Source organism: Microbacterium sp. CGR1 (genome assembly GCF_051062835.1).
Classification (GTDB): Bacteria; Actinomycetota; Actinomycetes; order Actinomycetales; family Microbacteriaceae; genus Microbacterium.
In genome coordinates this window covers 1,443,751-1,461,104 of record NZ_JAOTPG010000001.1, presented here as the reverse complement: position 1 = coordinate 1,461,104, position 17,354 = coordinate 1,443,751, and the positions used below count along the sequence as shown (strand labels likewise).

The window sequence follows — 17,354 nt, the reverse complement described above, 5'->3', positions numbered from 1 at the left end:
CGAAGCGGGGTGATCAGGAGAACCAGGCGAGGATGAGGATCATCGTCGCGAGGAATCCGGCGAAGTAGTTCAGGGCGATGAAACGTCGCCATGCGCGGTTCGTGCCGCCGGACGTCTCATCGGTGACGTTCCACCAGGGGGCGGCGTTCACGATGTAGGGCACGGCGAGCAGGGCGCCCAGCGGCCCCGGCCAGGTGGTGAACAGCATGGCCGCCCCGGCGAGGGTCCAGAGCGCGATCGACAGTCGCACCGTGGCTCGTGCGCCGATCACCGTGGCGATCGAGCCGATGCCGCCCTCGCGGTCGGGGCCGATGTCCTGCACCGCGCCGAACGCGTGCGCAGCCATTCCCCACAGGAAGAAGGCGATGAGGACGATGACCGCGGTGGGGGTGACGGTCCCGGTGGCGAGAGTGAGACCGACGATCGCCGGCGTCACGAAATGCAGGCTCGAGGTCGTCGAGTCCAGGAACGGACGCTCCTTGAACCGAAGCCCGGGCGCCGAGTACGCGATCACGGCGAACACGCTGATCGCCAGCCAGACCCACGACGCCGGGTTGCCGACGACGACGAGATAGACGAGGAACGGGAGGTTGGTCGCCGCGGCTGCCCACAGGGTGGCTCGGTGGATGCGGGGCGAGAGGAGCGCGCCCTCGATGCCGCCCTTGCGTGGATTCGCGAGGTCGGAGGCATAGTCGAAGACGTCGTTGATGCCGTACATCGCGAGGTTGTACGGAACGAGGAAGTAGAGGGTCCCGACGATCAGAGTGAGGTCGATCTCGCGTGTGCTGAGCAGGTAGGCGGCCGCGAAAGGGAAGGCCGTGTTGATCCAGCTGATGGGGCGCGACGACAGGACGATCTGAGCGATATCCCGGCCGACGGATCCCCGGGCGGGCGCGGTCACGAGGCAGCCTCCGCATCTGTTCCACCGTCGATCTGCGCGCGGCGGCGGGTACGCAGCGCGGCCCACAAGGCCGGCAGCAGGATGGCGCCGGCGATCGGGTAGGCGAAGTCCTCGAGCGGGGCGAGACCGATGTGCACGCCCAGCAGGTGCTCGGGGGAGTAGTGGAAGAGGCCTGTCGCGATCATCACGGTGTCGAAGATGGCGGTGAGGATGACGAGCGCGACGACGGTCGCTGCGACCCCGCCGGCGTGGGCACGATGCCGACCGGCGAGGAGCGAGAGCACGATCGCGCTCACGACCGCCGCAGCGACGAACCACGCCGAGAGCTGCAGGTACGTCATGAGGGCTCCTCCGCGGCGGAGCGGCGGCGGATGCTCGACAGGATGCGCACTGCGCCCGTGTAGACGACCATGGTGCACACGACGAGGAAGAGCAGGAATACCGGCTCCTCGATCGGCAGCTCGGGTGCGAGCACGATACCCGTCGCCACGGCGGCCTCACCGCGGAAGAAGATCCCCCCGGCGATGCCTGCGACATCCCAGATCAGGAAGAAGGCGAGTCCCGTCACCGTCACGATGGATGCCGAGACGGCGTCACGCCAGAAGAACAGACGGAAGCGCCGGTCGAGCAGCAGCATGCATCCCAGGGTCACGAGAAGGAGCGCCAGATACACGAACCCCATCACGCGGGTCCGCTCTTCGTGGGGGCGACGGGGGTGGCGGTCGAGACGTCGAGCGGTCCGGCCGAGTGATCGCCGCGGATCCGCTTGAGCACGATCTCGGCGCTGATGAGGCACATCGGCACACCGACGCCCGGCGCGGTGGTGGCGCCCGCATAGTAGAGACCCGAGACCCGACGTGAGGCGTTCTGTGCGCGGAACATCGCGCTCTGCGACAGGATGTGCGCGGGTCCCAGCATGCCGCCCCGCCAGGAGTTGTAGTCGTCGCGGAAGTCCGCAGGGCCCTTCGTCTCGCGGACGACGATGCGCTCGCGCAGGTCGGGGATGCCCGCCCACTGCGAGATCTGGTCGATCGCGTCGTCCGCCGCCTGCTCGATCCGGGCCGAGCCTGCGCCGTCGGATCCGCCGCCGCCGAGCTCGGTGTCGGCCGGGATGGGGACCAGCACGAAGAGATTCTCATGCCCCTCCGGCGCGACAGTGTCATCGGTCGCGCTCGGACGGCAGACGTAGGTCGACGCGGGCGAGGGGATCGCGGGCCGCTCGCCGAAGATGGCGTCGAAGTTGGCATCCCAGTCCTCGGTGAAGAACAGGGAGTGGTGCGGGAGCTCGGGGAGGGAGCCGCGGACGCCGAGCATCACGAGCACGGCACCGGGCCCGCTCGTGCGTCGCTGCCACCACGAATCGGGGTAGGTGCGCAGGTGCGGCGGGAGCAGTGCCGTCTCGGTGTGGTGAAGGTCTGCGCCGGAGACCACGATGTCGGCGTCCGCGCGGTGCGCGGCTCCGTCGGCATCACGCCACTCCACGCCCGTCACGGTCGGCGTGCCGGAGCGGATGCCGGTGCTGATCGCGGTGACGTCGGCTTCGAGCACGATCCTGACGCCCGCGCCCTCCGCCAGCTCGGCGATGCGCTCGACGACCCGCCAGAAGCCGCCCTGCGGGTAGCTGACGCCCTCGTCGAGATCGAGCGCGCTCATGAGGTGGTACATCGCGGGCGCCGTGCGCGGGTCGGTGCCGAGGAAGACGGCCGGGTATCCCAGCAGCTGCCGGATCACAGGATCGCGGAAACGCCGGGCGGCGAACGACTGCAGGCGTGTGCCGAGCAGTGTGAACAGGCGGGGGAGGGCTCGCAGCACCTCGGGCGTCATCAGCCCGCGCAACCGGGTGAACGGGTTGTAGAGGAAGTACCGCTCGGCCATGACGCGGGCATCGTGCGCCGAGTCGAGGTACGCGTCCAGCGCCTTCGCGGCGCCGGGCTCTCGCGACTCGAACAGGCGCGACACCTCCGCGCGCCCCGAGGGCACGGTGACGGACGGCGCCGGGCGGCCGTCGGCGGCCGGCGCCTGGAAGACGCGGTACCCGGGGTCGAGGAGCGTCAGGTCGAGCTGCTCCTCGGTCGAGGAGCCCATCATCGCGAAGAAGTGGTCGAAGACCTCTGGCATCAGGTACCACGACGGCCCGGAGTCGAATCGGAAGCCGTCGCGCTCGATCGTGCCCGCGCGCCCTCCGACTCTGCTGTTCTTCTCATACACGGTCACGTCGTGGCCGTCCCTGGCGAGCAGCCCGGCTGCGGCGAGACCTGCGACTCCGGCGCCGACCACGGCGACCCGGCTCATCGGTCGCGCTCCACGGCCGTCACCAGCACGGATCGCGCGGCGAGCAGGGCTTTGACGGGATCAGGCACGCGGACCCTCTGCTCGTACAGGGTGGCAGCGGGCGTTCTGGCCACTCGTCGCGTCAGCGACTCGAAGAGTGCCTGCGCGCTGCGCACAGCCGCACGCGCATCCTTGGGTAGAAGCGGGATGGAGCGCCGGGCGTCGTCGAGCTGCGCCGATATCGTGCGCACCCAGGCATCTCGGTCGGCGTCGGTGAGTCGGCCCGACTCTCCGAGGTACCCGCGCTGGAGCCGCTCGGTGTCGTCGGCGAGATCGCGCAGGAAGTTGACGTTCTGAAAGGCCGCGCCGAGCTGGCGGGCTCCGTGCTCGAGGATCTCGTGCTCCTTGTCGGTGCGGGTCTCGTCGCGCAGGAACACGCGGAGGCACATCAGCCCCACCACTTCGGCAGAGCCGTAGACGTAGCGTTCATGCGCCTCGGCGTCGTAGGCGGTGAAGTCCGTGGCATCCGCGATGTCGGCGCCCATCGAGTCGAAGAACGGCTGCGTGAGGTCCTCGCCGATGCCGCACTCCCGGGCTGTCCGTGCGAATGCGTGGAGCACGAGGTCCGTGCTGTAGCCGACGCGCATCGAGCGATGGGTCTCGGCGACGTAGGAGGCGAGTGCCTCGGTCTGTGCCGAGGCGTCGAGACCGGCCTGCGCGGCCACGCCGTCGACGATCTCGTCGGCGATGCGGACCATGGCATAGATGTTCCGCACGTGCTGCCGGTGCCGCTCGCCGAGCAGACGGGTCGCGAGCCCGAACGACGTGGAATAGGTGCGGATCACCTCGGTGGATGCCGTGTCGGCGGCCCGATTGAAGCGCCCCAGACTCTCGCGCGGACTATCGTCAGACGGCGGGGTCACGACTGTCGGCCTTCGAGACGGGATGCGGAGACCAGGATCGACCGCGCGGCATCCGCGCTGATCTCGCCGGCCAGCTCCGCTTCGGAGAGCAGCGCGTAGACGGCATCCAGCTGGTCGCCGATCAGGCCGACCACGAATCGCTCCGCACCGCTCTCGCGGAGGATATCCCGGATCTCCGTGGCGTCGTTCAGGCTCAGGTCTGCCGACCCGAAGCGCCGCTCGATGCGAGGCCAGGCACTCGTCGACCGGGCGAACGCGATGATCGCGGTCTCTTTGCCCTCGCGCAGGTCGGAGAAGGCATCTTTACCGTGTGTGCGGTGGTCGCCGAACACGCAGAGGAGGTCGTCCTGCAGTTGATAGGCCAGGCCCAGGTGGCGTCCGACGGTGTGCAGCGTCTCCTCCGCCGACACCGAGCTCCCTGCGAGCAGCGCGGCCGCCCGCAGCGGCAGGGAGAACGAGTAGGTCGCCGTCTTGTACACGCTCATGGTGAGCACCGTGTCGACGTCCGAGGCGATGATGCCGTGGCTCAGAGCGACATCGGTGTGCTCGCCGGCGACGGTTTCGAGGATCGTCCGCTCGACCAGATCGAGAAGGCGTCCGCGGGCGTGCACAGGCACATCCGCGCGGGCGAACCCCATGATCGCCGCCGAGAGCAGCAGGTCGCCCATGAGGATCGCGCTGGATCTTGCCCAGTGCAGCGAGCCCTCCTCGGTCGACCCCGGGCTTGCCGCCGCGAGTTCGCCGATCAGGTTGGGGCGCTTGCGTCGGGTCAGGTCTCCGTCGATCACGTCGTCGTGCAGAAGGAAGGCGTAGTGCAGCAGCTCGATGTGCGTCGCGATGTCCACAGCGGCGATGCTCGGTTCGTCGCCCATGTCGGGGGCGAGGGCCCGGTGGATGTCCAGGAGCAGCCGAGGCCGCACGAGCTTGCCGCCGAGCGCATGGTCGGCCGTCGCCCGCCAGAGGGCGGCGAACTCCGCGCCGTACGTCTCCGCGTTCTCGCAGTGGAGGGCGAAGCGCTGCCGCAGAACCTCTTCGACCCGCGTGCTCATCTCTTCTCGGATCGCCGTGGGTGCCACGGTCATACCGCCCCGAGCTCGCGCAGCCGGGGAAGCTGCTCCACCAGCCAGGGGCTGAATGCGAAGGGGGCGGCGGTGACGGCATCCGCGAACGCGGCCGGGTCGACCCACGCCCACTCGGCCACCTCATCGGGGTCGGGGGAGAGCGGTCCGTCGGCGACGGCGACGTGCACCGGACAGATCTCGTTCTCGACGATCCCGCTGGCGTCCACGGCCCGGTACCGGTAGTCCGGAAGCACGAGGGAGAGGTCCGTGATACGGAGGCCGAGCTCATCGAGGGCTCGGCGGCGCACAGCTTCCGTCATGTCCTCGCCGGGGCGCGGATGCCCGCAGAAGCTGTTCGTCCAGACGCCGGGCCATGTGCGCTTCGCGAGGGCTCGACGCGTCACCAGGAGGAGACCTTCTCTGTTGAACACGTGGCAGGAGAACGCCAGGTGCAGGGGGGTGTCGGTCGTGTGCACCGCGTCTTTCGCGATCACGCCGATCGCCACGCCATCCGGGGAAAGGAGGGTGACCTCATCCAACGGGGAACCTCCTTGATTTCGCTAGCTTAGCTAATAATCAACATAACATGAATCCAATGGTGTGTAGCATGATGGCATGGACAACGGATCTGGCGCCAGTCCCCGGGGGATCGGGGCGTCGGACGTGCTCGCGAACCGGGGCTCGCATTCTCCCGACGGTCTGGCTCATGCGGCGATCTATGACGTCGAATCGAGCGATCCGCGCGGCATGCTGGTCGATCGATCAGGTGTCGCCGCGGAGGACCTGCGTCAGATCGCGCTCGTGATGGGTGCGCTCGGCGATCTGAGGGATGCCGAGCAGAGGCTGTCCCTCGCGTCGAGGCGTTACATGCAGCTCAATGAGACCGACATGCGCGCGCTGCACTATCTCATCGTGTGCGCGAACAAGGGTGCGACGGCGACGCCCGGCGGAATCGCCACGCACCTGGGCATCTCGACGGCGTCGACAACCAAGCTCCTCGACCGTCTCGAGAAGGGTGGGCACATCCGTCGTGCACCGCATCCGACCGACCGACGCGCGCTCGCCATCACGATCACGCCGGAGACGCGTCAGGCGGCGATGGAGACCGTCGGTCGTCAGCAGGCCAAGCGCTTCTATTCAGCGGCGCGGCTCACCCCGGAGGAGCGCGACGTGGTCATCCGATTCCTGTCGGACATGGCGCAGGAGATCACCCTCCGGGATGAGCCGTGGGCCCAAGCCGGAGTCGTGGCCTCCGAGTGAGTCAGTGCGCGGCCGGGTGAGTCAGTGCGCGGCGTTGTACGCCTCGACGACGGGCGCCGGAATGCGGCCCCGCTCCGACAGCGTGTAACCGTTGTCGTTCGCCCAGGCGCGGATGGCGGCGACCTCGGGATTGCGTCCTGGACGCTTTCTCGGAGCCGCAGAGCGCACCGCACCCGACGAGCCCGCTCGGCGCCCGGCCGAGATGTAGGGCTCGAATGCCTTGCGCAATTCCTCTGCGTGAGCGGTATTCAGATCGATCTCATACGATGCGCCGTTGAGCGAGAAATGAACGGTCTCGCCTTCGCCGACCTCGAGTACGGATCCGTCGATGTCATCGACCAGCTGGTGCACAATTCTTCTCGCCATGGAAATGACATTACCGTGGCGAGAAGAAATGCGACACGTTATCCGAGATCGCGTTGCACCTTTATTCGTGACCGGGGTCGATCAGTTTCAGTCCGACGATGCATCCGACCAGTCCGAGCAGCAGCAGAATCCGGGGCCAGGAGATATCACTGTCACCGGTGACCATCGCCCACACGACGGTGAGCGTCGCGCCGATACCGACCCAGACCGCGTACGCGGTTCCGGTGGATATCTCGCGCATCGCGAAAGCGAGTCCGATCATCGAGAGGATCAGTCCGCCGACGAAGATGATGCTCGGCCAGAGCTTGGTGAGTCCCTCGGACTTGCCCAAGGCTGTGGCCCAGACTGCCTCGAGGACTCCGGATGCGATCAGCACGATCCATGACATGACGGTCCTTTCGGACCAGTCTTTTCGCTCACCGGGTACTGGTCTGCCTCGTCCGGGGCCGGGGTTCACCGACCAGTATCCATGCTAGCCACCCGGTCTGGGCAGTGACTGTGCAGCGGTCGCCGCTCTCGGTGACCGGGCGAGCCGCTCAGGGGAGGAGGCCGGCACGGCGGGCCTTCGTCACAGCAGCATGGCGGGTCGATGCGTCGAGCTTCGACATCGCCGTACCCAGATAGGCCTTGATCGTTCCCTCGCGCAGGCCGAGCTGGCCGGCGATCTCGGCGTTGGTCGCTCCCAGAGCTGCGCAGGCGAGCACATCGGTCTCCCGTCGGGAGAGGTGGACGGTGGGGATCGGTCCGGTCGACGGGGCCACGGCATCCTCCGCGAGCAGTACCAGTCGACGCTCGACCTGGGCGATGCGCGCCCGAAGCTCTGCGTCGTCGACCGAGGCTGCGATGCTGCGGAGCTCGGCGAAGCTCTCGCGCAGCTCCTCGCGCTGGCGGGGGGCGACGGATTCGGGCCCGGGGGAGACCGAGCGCAGACGCCTGTCCACCTCGTCACGGATGCGGAGCTCCTCCGCGACCGACTGCGCGACCTGCATCGCGGGGGCGGTGGTGACGCCGCCGACGGGCGTCTTCTCCCACGCCCCGGCGTAGAGCACGCCGCGAGGGCGACCACTCACCACGATGGGAAGCGCCAGCAGGGTTCGGAGACCTTCGCCGAGGACGAAGACGTCGTAGTCGTGGGTGATCTGCTGCGAAGAGCCGTAGTCGTTGGTCATCCGGGGGCGGAGCTCCATCATCGCCCGCCCGCCGAGCCCGCGCTCCGGCCGCACCCTGAGGCCGTCGAGGCTGTGGGTGCGATTGCCGACGATGCTCGTGACGCTGACCACGCCCTCGTCGATCAGGCCCCCGAAGGCGACGGGGAATCGGGTGCGCTGAGCGAGCTCGCGCACCGCTCTGGCGACGAGCTCGGTCTCGGATTCCATCCCTGTCGTCGTGCTCACGACTACCTACTTTCGGGGGTGACGGCCCTGTTCCCCGTTTCGTAGCGTCGACCCTACCATTCGCCCTGCACACGAGGGCGAGCCGTAGACCATGAGGCAAGGAGGCCCCATGACCGACCATTCACCTGCCGATCGGGCAGGAGCGATCGACTACATCGCCGTCGAGGAATCGCCACGATTCCGAGAGCTGAAGAAGACCCAGCGTTCGTTCATCTTCCCGCTCGCGGCATTCTTCCTCATCTGGTATTTCGTCTACGTCCTGCTCGCGGCATTCGCGACGGATTTCATGTCGCAGCGGGTGTGGGGCGATATCACCGTCGGGCTCCTGATGGGACTCGGACAATTCGTCACGACCTTCGCGATCACGATGGGATACGTCGCTTTCGCCAATCGGAAGCTCGACCCGATAGCCACAGAGATCCGTGAAGAACTCGAGAAGGCGCAGGCTGACGCATGAACGTCATCCATTTCGCCGCAGAGGAACTCGCGGTGGAGAGCAATCCGGTGCTCAACATCTCGATCTTCGTCGCATTCGTCGCGGTGACGCTCTTCATCGTGATCCGCGCCAGCCGCAACAACAAGACCGCAGCCGACTACTACGCGGCCGGTCGTTCTTTCACCGGCCCGCAGAACGGCTTCGCCATCGCCGGCGACTATCTGTCCGCCGCGTCGTTCCTCGGCATCTGCGGGGCGATCGCCATCAACGGCTACGACGGCTTCCTCTACTCGATCGGGTTCCTCGTCGCCTGGCTGGTCGCGCTGCTGCTCGTCGCCGAGATGATGCGCAACACGGGAAAGTTCACGATGGCCGACGTGCTGTCGTTCCGGCTCAAGCAGCGACCCGTGCGGATGGCTGCGGCGATCACCACACTGGCCGTGTGCTTCTTCTATCTGCTCGCGCAGATGGCGGGCGCGGGGGGCCTGGTGTCGCTGCTGCTCGGCATCGACGGCCGAATCGGCCAGTCGATCGTGATCGCGGTGGTCGGCGTGCTCATGATCGTCTACGTGCTCATCGGCGGCATGAAGGGCACGACCTGGGTGCAGATCGTGAAAGCGTTCCTGCTCATCGGCGGCGCCGTCGCGATGACGATCTGGGTGCTCGCGATCAACGGATTCAGCCTGAACACGCTGCTCGAGGCCGCCGTCGCCAACTCCGACAAGGGCGATGCGATCCTGGGGCCGGGCCTGCAGTACGGTGCGAACCCCTGGGACTTCCTGTCGCTGGGCATGGCGCTCGTGCTCGGAACCGCCGGACTCCCGCACGTGCTGATGCGCTTCTACACGGTTCCCACAGCCAAGGAGGCCCGCCGCTCGGTGGTCTGGGCCATCTGGCTCATCGGTGGCTTCTACCTGCTGACCCTCGTACTCGGCTACGGTGCCGGCGCACTCGTCGGCGCCGATGTCATCGCGGCGGCTCCCGGTGGTCCGAACTCCGCAGCTCCCCTTCTCGCGCTGTACCTCGGCGGCCCCGTGCTGCTGGGGTTCATCTCGGCCGTCGCGTTCGCGACGATCCTCGCGGTCGTCGCAGGCCTCACGATCACCGCCGCGGCGTCGTTCGCGCACGACATCTACGCGAACGTGATCCAGAAGGGCCGGAAGGATGCGGCAGGCAACGCCGTCGAGCCCGACCCGAACGGCGAGGTGCGGGTCGCACGACGCACGGTGGTCGTCATCGGCATCCTGGCGATCGTCGGCGGCATCGGCGCGCAGGGGCAGAACATCGCCTTCCTCGTCGCACTGGCGTTCGCGGTAGCCGCGTCGGCGAACCTGCCGACCATCCTCTACTCGCTGTTCTGGCGTCGCTTCAACACCCGGGGTGCGGTATGGAGCATGTACGGCGGGCTCGCTGCGGCGATCATCCTGATCGTGCTGTCGCCGGTGTTCTCGGGCTCGCCCACGTCGATGATCCCCGGGATCGACATCGTGCTCTGGCCGATGAACAACCCCGGCATCGTCTCGATACCTCTCGGGTTCTTCCTCGGCTGGCTCGGCACGATGACGAGCCGGCAGAAGGAGTCCCCGACACTCGCGGCGGAGATGCAGGTGCGCTCGCTGACCGGATTCGGTGCCGAGAAGGCGACGGATCACTGATCGGCGCCGAGCGCCCGGGCCGCCATCGGCGGTGAACAGCACGTGGACCCCGACGGCCTACTCGTCGGGGCCCACGTCGTCTGTCGGTGCTCAGCCGTCGGACTCGAGGTCGAGCAAGAACCTCTTCCGCTCGGGATGAGCACCGTACTGCCCGGGGCTTCCGTCGGACCTCACCACGCGGTGCACCGGAACGATGACGGAGAACGGCGTGAGTCTGCAGGCCGTGCCGACTGCGCGCGCGGCTCCGGGACGACCAGCGAGCACCGCGACCTCCCCGTAGCTGAGCGTCTGCCCCCATTCGATCGTGCTGATCGTCTCCAGTGCGGCGCGGGCGAAGCCGGTGCTGAGGCGCCAGTCGAACCGCAGGTGCTCGTCGAAGCGCACCGGACTGCCGTCGAAGTAGTCGTCGAGGAGATGTGCGAGCTCGTCGGCGGCGCCCGGGTCGGGCTCGGGGACGGAGTGCAGCTGGCCGGAGACGTTCTCGAGGAGCCAAGGGACGGACGGGTCGTCGGATTCCGAGAGGTCGAATCGGACGATCCCCTCATCGGAGAACACGGCGAGGGCGTCTCCGAAGGGGGTCGGTGCGAAGTCGTAGCGGAAGGTCATGCCTCCATATTGACCTCCGTGGCCAGCCCTCGAGGCGCGCGATCGCGGAGCCGGGGGAGAGCTCGTCGCCGCGTCTTGACCGTGCAGGAGCAGTCCGCCGAGCATCCGCGGGACTCAGACACCCCTCTGACGGCCGGAAATACGGTGAAACCCGCCCGGGATACCGCTGTCACGGCGAGGCGCGCTTAGTGTGTGAGGTGTGTGGCGACGTGAAGGCAAGGCTGCGGATGATGCAGCGACCGATGCCTCAGCGACCCTGAGTGCGTCGCCCGAGCCCGTCGTCGGCTTCGGGATCGCCCACGCCGCAGAGGCCGAGCGCACACGTCTGCGCGCTGAAGCCGCCGATCTCGGCGGATCCTCGCCTCTCGTGACGTTCCGAGACACGGTCGAGTCGGGCATCGACATCTCCAAGGCGCACCCCGGCAGCCTTCCCCAGTTCATCACCGGAAAATCCACACTCCTGTCGAACCTCTTCCGCGATGAGGTCGGTCTTCGGACGGCTCGGCTCGCGGCGGAGCGGATCACGGCGAAGAACACGGAGCTCCGCACGGTCCGCGGCATCGAGGCGGTGCATCTCGCCGTAGGCGTCGCGGGATGGCGCATCGGCGGCGCTGACTTCGCGGCGCCCGTCCTGCTTCGCCCGCTCGCGATCCGTCGCCACCACACCGACTTCGAGCTCAAGCTCCAGGGGGCCTTCGAGGTAAACCCCGAGCTGGTGCGCATCGCCCGTGAGCACTTCGGCATCACGATCGACGCCGCAGCGCTCGCCTCGCTCGCGTACGACGGCGGGATCTTCAAGCCGCAGCCCGTGATCGACAGCCTCCGAGCGACCACGCGATCGATCGACACCTTCACCGTGCTGCCGAGGCTCGTGGTCTCGACGTTCGCGGACGTGGGCGGTGCGATGGCGCGCGACGGCGGCAGCCTCGACCACATCGTGCTCAATGCGCTCGCCGGGCACGTCGGCGACCGCGAGCAGGTCTCGGCGCGCCGGCCCGAACCGCACCATACCGGCCCGGACGACCGTGCGCCGGCATCCGACAACCTCCTGCTCGACGCGGATGCCGAGCAGGAGGCGCTGCTCGCCAAGATCGCCGCCGGCCACTCCCTCACGATCGCGACGCTCCCCGGCACCGGTGGCACGCAGACCGTGATCAACGCGCTCGGCGAACTGGTGCGCAACGGCAAGCGCGTTCTCGTCGTGTCGGCGAGGCGGTCGACGCTCGACGGAGTGCGGCATCGTCTGGCCGGCATCGGACTCGACAGCCTGGCCGTGTCGCCCGCGAGCGTCCGCCGCGACCTCGTGCGCGCGATCGGACGCAACGAGAAGGCCACGGCACCGAAGGTGAGCGACGTCGACGACGCCCTGGTGCGGCTGCGCACCGTGCTGCGCGACTATCGTCAGGCGCTCACCACTCCCGTCGCGGGAACCGCCTCGTCCGTCCTCGACGCCACGCGTCATCTCACCCGGCTCGCGTCGCTGCCCACGCCGCCGTCGACCACTGCGCGGCTGAGCATCGAGACCCTGCGCCGTCTCGCCGACGACCGGTCCTCGGCAGCGGCCGCCCTCGCGTACGCGGCTCGTCTCGGCGAGTTCCGCTTCGGGCCGAACGACTCGCCCTGGTACGGGGTCACGTTCTCGAGCACCGAGGCCGCCAAGTCCGCTCATCAGCTCGCGGGACGACTGCACTCCGACAGCGTCCCGGCACTGCTCGAGCGCGGCTACGCTCTCATCGCGCAGACGCACATGCGTCCGTTCTCGACCATCGACGAGCTCGGCGAGTACCTGCGACTGCTGCAGGGCATCCGCGACTCCCTCGATCGCTTCAGCCCGACCGTGTTCGAGCGTCCCCTGGGCGAGCTGATCCAGGCGCACGGCTCCCGACGCGACGCACCCAACATGTCGGGTGCGAACAGGCGACGTCTCCGTCGTCTCGCCAAGGAGTACGTACGCCCGGGCGTGCACGTCACCGAGATGCACGAGTCGCTGCTCCGCATCCAGGCGCAGCGCACCCAGTGGCAGCGCTGCGTGGAGGCGGGCATGGCCCCCGAGGTCCCGCTCGGGCTCGCCGACGTCTACTCCTTCTGGCAGCGGGTGACGGCGGAGCTCGCCGAGCTCGATGTCGCTCTCGGTCGCAGGGAGCCGCTCTCGACCCTGCCCGTCGAGCGACTCGTGCGCACTCTGGCGGGACTCGCCGCCAAGTCCGACGTCTTCGACAACCTCGTCGAGCGCGCGCAGCTGCGCGATCGCCTCGCGGACCTGGGGCTCGAACCGCTGCTCGCGGAGCTCTCCGTGCGCCATGTCTCCGAAGCCCGCGTGGGCGACGAGCTGGAGTTCGCGTGGTGGCAGACGCTGCTCGAGCGCGCCCTGCAGGACGACCGTGCCCTCCTGGGAGCGAACACGGCCGTGGTCGACCGCCTCGAGCGCGACTTCCGTCTCGTCGACGAGGCGCACGCGGCGATGGCGGGCCCGCTGCTCGCCTGGCAGCTCGCGAACCAGTGGAAGATCGCGATCGTCGACGAGCCGCAGGAGTCGCAGAACCTGCGCCGCGCGCTGAAGCAGCCGGCCACGACGACCGCCGAGATCGTGAGCGCCGCGCCCACCCTCGTCGATGTGCTGGCGCCGGTGTGGATCTCGTCGCCCTATCTCGTGCCGCACATCCCCGATTCGGTCGAATTCGATACGGTGCTCCTCGTCGACGCGGCCGCGATCAACCTCGCGGAGGCCGCGCCGGCCATCCGTCGTGCGCGTCAGATCGTGGCGTTCGGCGACCCGGTCACGCAGCTCCCCACCCCGTTCCACGTCGCAGTCGACCCCGGTGCCGAGTGGGAGCACGAGGTCCCGTTCGACACGGTATCGGTGTTCGAGCGCCTGTCGGAGCTGCTCCCGGTGATGACGCTCACGCGCAGCTATCGGGCCGGCGGCGAGGATCTCGCCGAGCTCATCAATGACGCGTTCTACGGCGGCGAGATCGTCTCCCTGCCCTGGGCCGGCTCGTACCTGGGGCGCGGCAGCCTCACCGTCGACTACGTCGAAGGCGGGACAGGCGCCCCCGATCCCGTCTCGGGGGCCGTGGAGAGCCCCGATGCCGAGGTCGCCCGTGTGGTCACCCTGGTCGTCGAGCACGCCGTGCACCGTCCCGACGAGTCGCTCATGGTCGTCACCGCCAGCAGGCGTCACGCCGAGCGTGTGCGCGCCGCGGTCACCTCGGCGTTCGCCGGCCGTTCCGACGTCGCCGACTTCGTCGGACGCGACACCGCCGAACCCTTCGCGGTACTGACTCTCGAGGAGTCCGTCGCCGAGAGCCGTGACCGCGTGATCTTCTCGCTCGGGTTCGGTCTCACCAAGCACGGTCGCGTCCTCAGCGATTTCGGCGACCTCTCGACGCCCGACGGCGAGCGACTGCTCACGGTCGGCATGACCAGGGCGCGCCGCTCGATGGTCATCGTCTCGTCGATCAGGCCGTCCTCGTTCGACGACGGCCGCCTCGAGTTCGGTGCCGCCACGCTGATGTCGATCCTCGGCGGCCTGGCCTCCCGTGGGCGCGAGGCACGACTCGAGGATCTCGCCGATCCGCTCACTCTCGCGCTCGCGCGGGAGCTGCGCCGCCTGGGCGCTGCCGTGGACGTCGACTACCGCGGTCTGCTGCCGCTCGTCGCCCAGCACAAGGGCAAGGCGGTCGTGATCGAGTCCGACCCCGAGTCGCGGGGAGAATCCCTGCGCGAGACCCTTCGTCTGCGTCCGCACGTGCTCCGTCGCCTCGGCTGGCACTACGTCCGCGTGCACGCTTTCGATCTCTACAGCGATCCGGTGACCGCGGCTGCGCGCATCGCCGAGGTCCTCGGTATCTCGGCATCCGCCGTCCGCGCCGAGAACGACACGCAGCCGATCGATCTCATCGATCCGCAGAATGACTGATCATCCCGACCCCAGTGCTCCGCGGCAGAAGGTCGTGCGGGTCGTAGGCTCTCGTCGCGCGCGGCTGACCGCCGTGCCCGGAACCGATACCGACCCGGAGACGGCAGCGACTCAGAAGCCGATCACATCGGCCCCTCGCGCGCCGAAGGGACCGAAGGGGCCCAACGACGACCGGCTGATGCAGGACGTCCCGCCCCACTACTGAGGCGGATATGACGAAGCGCACGGCCCCGACGGGACCGTGCGCTTCGTGTGGAATGCGGTGAGCGTCAGCTACGGGAGTTCCGGGCGAGCAGGTCGCGGATCTCGACGAGCAGCTCAGCCTCGGTCGCGGCGGCCGGCTCTTCGGCGGGCTCTTCTGCGGCGGTGCCCTTGCGAGCCTCGACCCGCGCCTTGAACGTGTTCATCGGCAGGACGAAGACGAAGTAGACGACGGCGGCGACGGCGAGGAAGCTGATGATCGCCGAGATCAGATCGCCGATCGGGAACGTGACGTCGTCGCCGTAGATGTTCGTGACGGTCCAGCCGAACTCGCCGGTGGCGTCGGCCCGGAAGAACAGAGCGACGAGGGGGGTGATGATGCTGTTCACGACGGCGGTGACGATGGCCGTGAACGCGGTGCCGATGACGACCGCGACAGCCAGGTCGATGATGTTGCCGCGGAGGATGAAGTCCTTGAAACCTTTGAGCATGGGAACCTCCGGAGGTCCGTTGTGTGTCAGGAAGAGGTGGTGCTCGACGCGGGTGCCGGGGTGGCGCTCTTCGTCGGCTCCGACTTCGATGATGCCGGGGCGGATGCCGAAGAGCCAGAACCCGACCGCGAGTCGGTGCGATAGAAGCCGGATCCGTTGAACGTCACGCCGATCGATCCGTACTGCTTGCGCAGTTCGCCGCCGCACTCGGGGCAGACGGTCAGAGCGTCGTCGGAGAAGCTCTGCACGGCGTCGAAGGCGTGGCCGCAGGAACGGCAGGCATAGGCATAGGTGGGCATTGCGGTCCTCGCGGGGGTCAGCGTCGCGACTGCGACAGGAGAAGGGTCTGCGTGGGGGTCACGACGCCGGTGACCGGCTGGTCGTGGACCTCCCGCGGCAGGAAGTCGAGTACCTCGGAATCATAGATGACCGCGTAGACGGGCGGGCACTTCTCCATCGATCCGATGGTCTTGTCGAAGTAGCCGCGGCCCCAACCCATGCGCATTCCCGTGCGGTCGACGGCCGCGGCGGGGATCACCATCAGGTCGACGTCGTTGACGGCGATCGGACCCAGCACCTCGCCCGTCGGCTCGGGCAGCCCGAACAGCCCCTCGGTGACGTCGTCATCGTCGGTCGCGACGGCCCAGTCGAGCAGGCCGTCCGCGCGCGTCACGGGAAGGAGGACCCGGATGCCGCGGCGCACGGCGCCCGTCACGAACTCGCGTGTGCCCGGTTCTGTCGTCGTGGAGAGGAAGCACGAGATCGACTGCGCGCCGAGCGTCTCGACGAGCTCGTCGAGACGCTGCGTGATGGCGGATGCCGCGCTCTCGCGCTGCGAGTCGCTGAGCAGCTGGCGGCGTTCGCGGAGCTCGGCACGCAGCGCGCGCTTCTCATGCTCGATGTCGTGGGACATGCCTCCGAGTCTACGGCGGCATCCCGACTAGGCTGTGAGGATGGGTTCCAAGAAGATGAAGGCCGTCATTCCCGCCGCAGGACTGGGGACGCGATTCCTGCCCGCGACGAAGGCGATGCCGAAGGAGATGCTGCCGGTCGTCGACAAGCCGGCCATCCAGTACGTCGTCGAAGAGGCCGCGAGTGCGGGGATCGAGGACATCCTCGTCATCATCGGCCGCAACAAGAACGCCATCTCGAACCACTTCGACTCGGTGCCGGAGCTCGAGGTCAAGCTCATGGAGAAGGGTGACACCGGTCGTCTCGAGCGCGTCATCCATTCGAGCGACCTCGCCGACATCCACTTCGTCCGCCAGGGCGAGCCCAAGGGCCTCGGCCACGCCGTGCTGCGGGCACGCACCCACGTCGGTGACAGCTCGTTCGCCGTGCTCCTCGGTGACGACCTCATCGACGAGCGCGATCCGCTGCTGACCGACATGATCGCCGAGCACGAGCGCAGCGGTGCCGCGGTCATCGCCCTCATGGAGGTCGATCCTGCGAACATCCACATGTACGGCGCCGCCGCCGTCGAGGAGATCGAGGGCTCGGACTCGGTGCGCGTGACAGGTCTCGTCGAGAAGCCGGCCCAGGAGGACGCGCCCTCGAACCTCGCGATCATCGGCCGCTACGTCCTGCCGGCATCGATCTTCGACGTGCTCGAGCACACCGAACCGGGCAAGGGTGGCGAGATCCAGCTCACGGATGCCCTGCAGGAGCTGGCGACCAGGCCCGAGGGCCCGGGCGTCGTCGGCGTGATCTTCCGCGGACGTCGATATGACACCGGCGACCGCGTCGACTACATCAAGGCGATCGTCCAGCTGGCCTCCGACCGCGACGACCTCGGCCCCGAGCTGCGGCCGTGGCTGAAGGAGTTCGCGGAACGCCTCTAGGCGTCATCGCGTGGGAGCGCTCGGATGGA

19 protein-coding genes and 1 riboswitch are annotated in these 17,354 nt (G+C 68.2%); of the genes, 5 read left to right on the top strand and 14 right to left on the bottom strand.

Features of this window, described 5'->3' with window-relative positions; genetic code table 11:
- Positions 1-13: 13 nt before the first annotated feature.
- Genes OD997_RS07185 through idi form a run of 7 tightly spaced genes read right to left on the bottom strand, consistent with a single transcriptional unit; the run spans position 14 to position 5,695 of the window.
- On the bottom strand, positions 14-901 hold the full coding sequence (locus OD997_RS07185; protein ID WP_434330992.1) for a prenyltransferase: 888 nt from the start codon (positions 899-901) through the stop codon (positions 14-16).
- Positions 898-1,242, bottom strand: a complete 345-nt coding sequence (locus OD997_RS07180) for a lycopene cyclase domain-containing protein (RefSeq protein WP_434330991.1) — start codon at positions 1,240-1,242, stop codon at positions 898-900. The genes OD997_RS07185 and OD997_RS07180 overlap by 4 nt, the downstream gene beginning before the upstream one ends.
- On the bottom strand, positions 1,239-1,583 hold the full coding sequence (locus OD997_RS07175; protein WP_434332353.1) for a lycopene cyclase domain-containing protein: 345 nt from the start codon (positions 1,581-1,583) through the stop codon (positions 1,239-1,241). The genes OD997_RS07180 and OD997_RS07175 overlap by 4 nt, the downstream gene beginning before the upstream one ends.
- The gene (gene crtI / locus OD997_RS07170) at positions 1,583-3,193 is read right to left on the bottom strand and encodes a phytoene desaturase family protein (RefSeq protein WP_434330990.1); all 1,611 of its coding nucleotides are present in this window, start codon (positions 3,191-3,193) and stop codon (positions 1,583-1,585) included. Before crtI ends, OD997_RS07175 begins: the two co-directional genes overlap by 1 nt.
- Complete coding sequence (locus OD997_RS07165; RefSeq protein WP_434330989.1) at positions 3,190-4,095, bottom strand: phytoene/squalene synthase family protein; 906 nt, start codon at positions 4,093-4,095, stop codon at positions 3,190-3,192. The genes crtI and OD997_RS07165 overlap by 4 nt, the downstream gene beginning before the upstream one ends.
- Entirely contained in the window at positions 4,092-5,177 is a 1,086-nt protein-coding gene (locus tag OD997_RS07160) for a polyprenyl synthetase family protein (protein WP_434330988.1), read from the bottom strand. The genes OD997_RS07165 and OD997_RS07160 overlap by 4 nt, the downstream gene beginning before the upstream one ends.
- Positions 5,174-5,695 carry an isopentenyl-diphosphate Delta-isomerase gene (idi, locus tag OD997_RS07155; RefSeq protein ID WP_434330987.1) on the bottom strand — a complete coding sequence of 174 codons (522 nt, stop codon included), beginning with the start codon at positions 5,693-5,695 and terminating at the stop codon, positions 5,174-5,176. Before idi ends, OD997_RS07160 begins: the two co-directional genes overlap by 4 nt.
- 76 nt (positions 5,696-5,771) lie before the next feature.
- Here idi and OD997_RS07150 point away from each other — a divergent pair, with 76 nt between their 5' ends.
- On the top strand, positions 5,772-6,416 hold the full coding sequence (locus tag OD997_RS07150) for a MarR family winged helix-turn-helix transcriptional regulator (RefSeq protein WP_434330986.1): 645 nt from the start codon (positions 5,772-5,774) through the stop codon (positions 6,414-6,416).
- Between the two features lie 21 nt (positions 6,417-6,437).
- Here OD997_RS07150 and OD997_RS07145 read toward each other — a convergent pair whose 3' ends face one another.
- From OD997_RS07145 to OD997_RS07135, 3 genes are all read right to left on the bottom strand, one after another.
- Entirely contained in the window at positions 6,438-6,782 is a 345-nt protein-coding gene (locus OD997_RS07145; protein WP_311244469.1) for a histone-like nucleoid-structuring protein Lsr2, read from the bottom strand.
- 61 nt (positions 6,783-6,843) lie between these two features.
- Complete coding sequence (locus OD997_RS07140) at positions 6,844-7,170, bottom strand: DMT family transporter (RefSeq protein WP_434330985.1); 327 nt, start codon at positions 7,168-7,170, stop codon at positions 6,844-6,846.
- A 10-nt stretch (positions 7,171-7,180) separates the two neighbouring features.
- A riboswitch (guanidine-III (ykkC-III) riboswitch) is annotated at positions 7,181-7,248 on the bottom strand.
- 70 nt (positions 7,249-7,318) lie between these two features.
- Positions 7,319-8,176: a LuxR C-terminal-related transcriptional regulator gene (locus tag OD997_RS07135; protein WP_434330984.1), complete on the bottom strand. Its 858-nt coding sequence runs from the start codon at positions 8,174-8,176 to the stop codon at positions 7,319-7,321.
- A gap of 109 nt (positions 8,177-8,285) precedes the next feature.
- Between OD997_RS07135 and OD997_RS07130 the strand changes: the two genes are divergently transcribed.
- Together OD997_RS07130 and OD997_RS07125 are read left to right on the top strand one after the other, a co-directional pair.
- Complete coding sequence (locus OD997_RS07130) at positions 8,286-8,633, top strand: DUF485 domain-containing protein (RefSeq protein WP_056312521.1); 348 nt, start codon at positions 8,286-8,288, stop codon at positions 8,631-8,633.
- Positions 8,630-10,267, top strand: coding sequence for a solute symporter family protein (locus OD997_RS07125; RefSeq protein ID WP_434330983.1), 1,638 nt, complete (start codon positions 8,630-8,632; stop codon positions 10,265-10,267). Before OD997_RS07130 ends, OD997_RS07125 begins: the two co-directional genes overlap by 4 nt.
- 90 nt (positions 10,268-10,357) lie before the next feature.
- On the opposite strand, the gene OD997_RS07120 is transcribed toward OD997_RS07125, so the two are convergent.
- Positions 10,358-10,873: a methylated-DNA--[protein]-cysteine S-methyltransferase gene (locus tag OD997_RS07120; RefSeq protein ID WP_434330982.1), complete on the bottom strand. Its 516-nt coding sequence runs from the start codon at positions 10,871-10,873 to the stop codon at positions 10,358-10,360.
- A 199-nt stretch (positions 10,874-11,072) separates the two neighbouring features.
- Between OD997_RS07120 and OD997_RS07115 the strand changes: the two genes are divergently transcribed.
- On the top strand, positions 11,073-14,792 hold the full coding sequence (locus OD997_RS07115; RefSeq protein WP_434330981.1) for an AAA family ATPase: 3,720 nt from the start codon (positions 11,073-11,075) through the stop codon (positions 14,790-14,792).
- A gap of 269 nt (positions 14,793-15,061) precedes the next feature.
- Here the strand turns inward: OD997_RS07115 and mscL are convergent, their stop codons facing one another.
- Genes mscL through OD997_RS07100 form a run of 3 tightly spaced genes read right to left on the bottom strand, consistent with a single transcriptional unit; the run spans position 15,062 to position 16,397 of the window.
- Positions 15,062-15,484 (bottom strand): large conductance mechanosensitive channel protein MscL, encoded by a 423-nt coding sequence (gene mscL, locus OD997_RS07110; protein WP_434330980.1) that lies wholly within the window; start codon positions 15,482-15,484, stop codon positions 15,062-15,064.
- A 26-nt stretch (positions 15,485-15,510) separates the two neighbouring features.
- Positions 15,511-15,783 (bottom strand): FmdB family zinc ribbon protein, encoded by a 273-nt coding sequence (locus tag OD997_RS07105; protein ID WP_210098555.1) that lies wholly within the window; start codon positions 15,781-15,783, stop codon positions 15,511-15,513.
- Between the two features lie 17 nt (positions 15,784-15,800).
- Positions 15,801-16,397, bottom strand: a complete 597-nt coding sequence (locus OD997_RS07100; protein ID WP_434330979.1) for a 5-formyltetrahydrofolate cyclo-ligase — start codon at positions 16,395-16,397, stop codon at positions 15,801-15,803.
- Between the two features lie 40 nt (positions 16,398-16,437).
- On the opposite strand from OD997_RS07100, the gene galU reads away from it, so the two are divergent.
- The gene (gene galU, locus OD997_RS07095; protein ID WP_434330978.1) at positions 16,438-17,325 is read left to right on the top strand and encodes a UTP--glucose-1-phosphate uridylyltransferase GalU; all 888 of its coding nucleotides are present in this window, start codon (positions 16,438-16,440) and stop codon (positions 17,323-17,325) included.
- The last annotated feature ends 29 nt before the right edge of the window (positions 17,326-17,354 follow it).

Excerpts from the sequence above, each read along its gene's own strand:
- OD997_RS07180 (WP_434330991.1), bottom strand. The coding sequence starts at position 1,242 with ATGACGTACCTGCAGCTCTCGGCGTGGTTCGTCGCTGCGGCGGTCGTG.
- OD997_RS07175 (WP_434332353.1), bottom strand. The coding sequence starts at position 1,583 with ATGGGGTTCGTGTATCTGGCGCTCCTTCTCGTGACCCTGGGATGCATG.
- crtI (WP_434330990.1), bottom strand. The coding sequence starts at position 3,193 with ATGAGCCGGGTCGCCGTGGTCGGCGCCGGAGTCGCAGGTCTCGCCGCA.
- OD997_RS07160 (WP_434330988.1), bottom strand. The coding sequence starts at position 5,177 with ATGACCGTGGCACCCACGGCGATCCGAGAAGAGATGAGCACGCGGGTC.
- OD997_RS07150 (WP_434330986.1), top strand. The coding sequence starts at position 5,772 with ATGGACAACGGATCTGGCGCCAGTCCCCGGGGGATCGGGGCGTCGGAC.
- OD997_RS07145 (WP_311244469.1), bottom strand. The coding sequence starts at position 6,782 with ATGGCGAGAAGAATTGTGCACCAGCTGGTCGATGACATCGACGGATCC.
- OD997_RS07140 (WP_434330985.1), bottom strand. The coding sequence starts at position 7,170 with ATGTCATGGATCGTGCTGATCGCATCCGGAGTCCTCGAGGCAGTCTGG.
- OD997_RS07130 (WP_056312521.1), top strand. The coding sequence starts at position 8,286 with ATGACCGACCATTCACCTGCCGATCGGGCAGGAGCGATCGACTACATC.
- OD997_RS07125 (WP_434330983.1), top strand. The coding sequence starts at position 8,630 with ATGAACGTCATCCATTTCGCCGCAGAGGAACTCGCGGTGGAGAGCAAT.
- OD997_RS07120 (WP_434330982.1), bottom strand. The coding sequence starts at position 10,873 with ATGACCTTCCGCTACGACTTCGCACCGACCCCCTTCGGAGACGCCCTC.
- mscL (WP_434330980.1), bottom strand. The coding sequence starts at position 15,484 with ATGCTCAAAGGTTTCAAGGACTTCATCCTCCGCGGCAACATCATCGAC.
- OD997_RS07105 (WP_210098555.1), bottom strand. The coding sequence starts at position 15,783 with ATGCCCACCTATGCCTATGCCTGCCGTTCCTGCGGCCACGCCTTCGAC.
- OD997_RS07100 (WP_434330979.1), bottom strand. The coding sequence starts at position 16,397 with ATGTCCCACGACATCGAGCATGAGAAGCGCGCGCTGCGTGCCGAGCTC.
- galU (WP_434330978.1), top strand. The coding sequence starts at position 16,438 with ATGGGTTCCAAGAAGATGAAGGCCGTCATTCCCGCCGCAGGACTGGGG.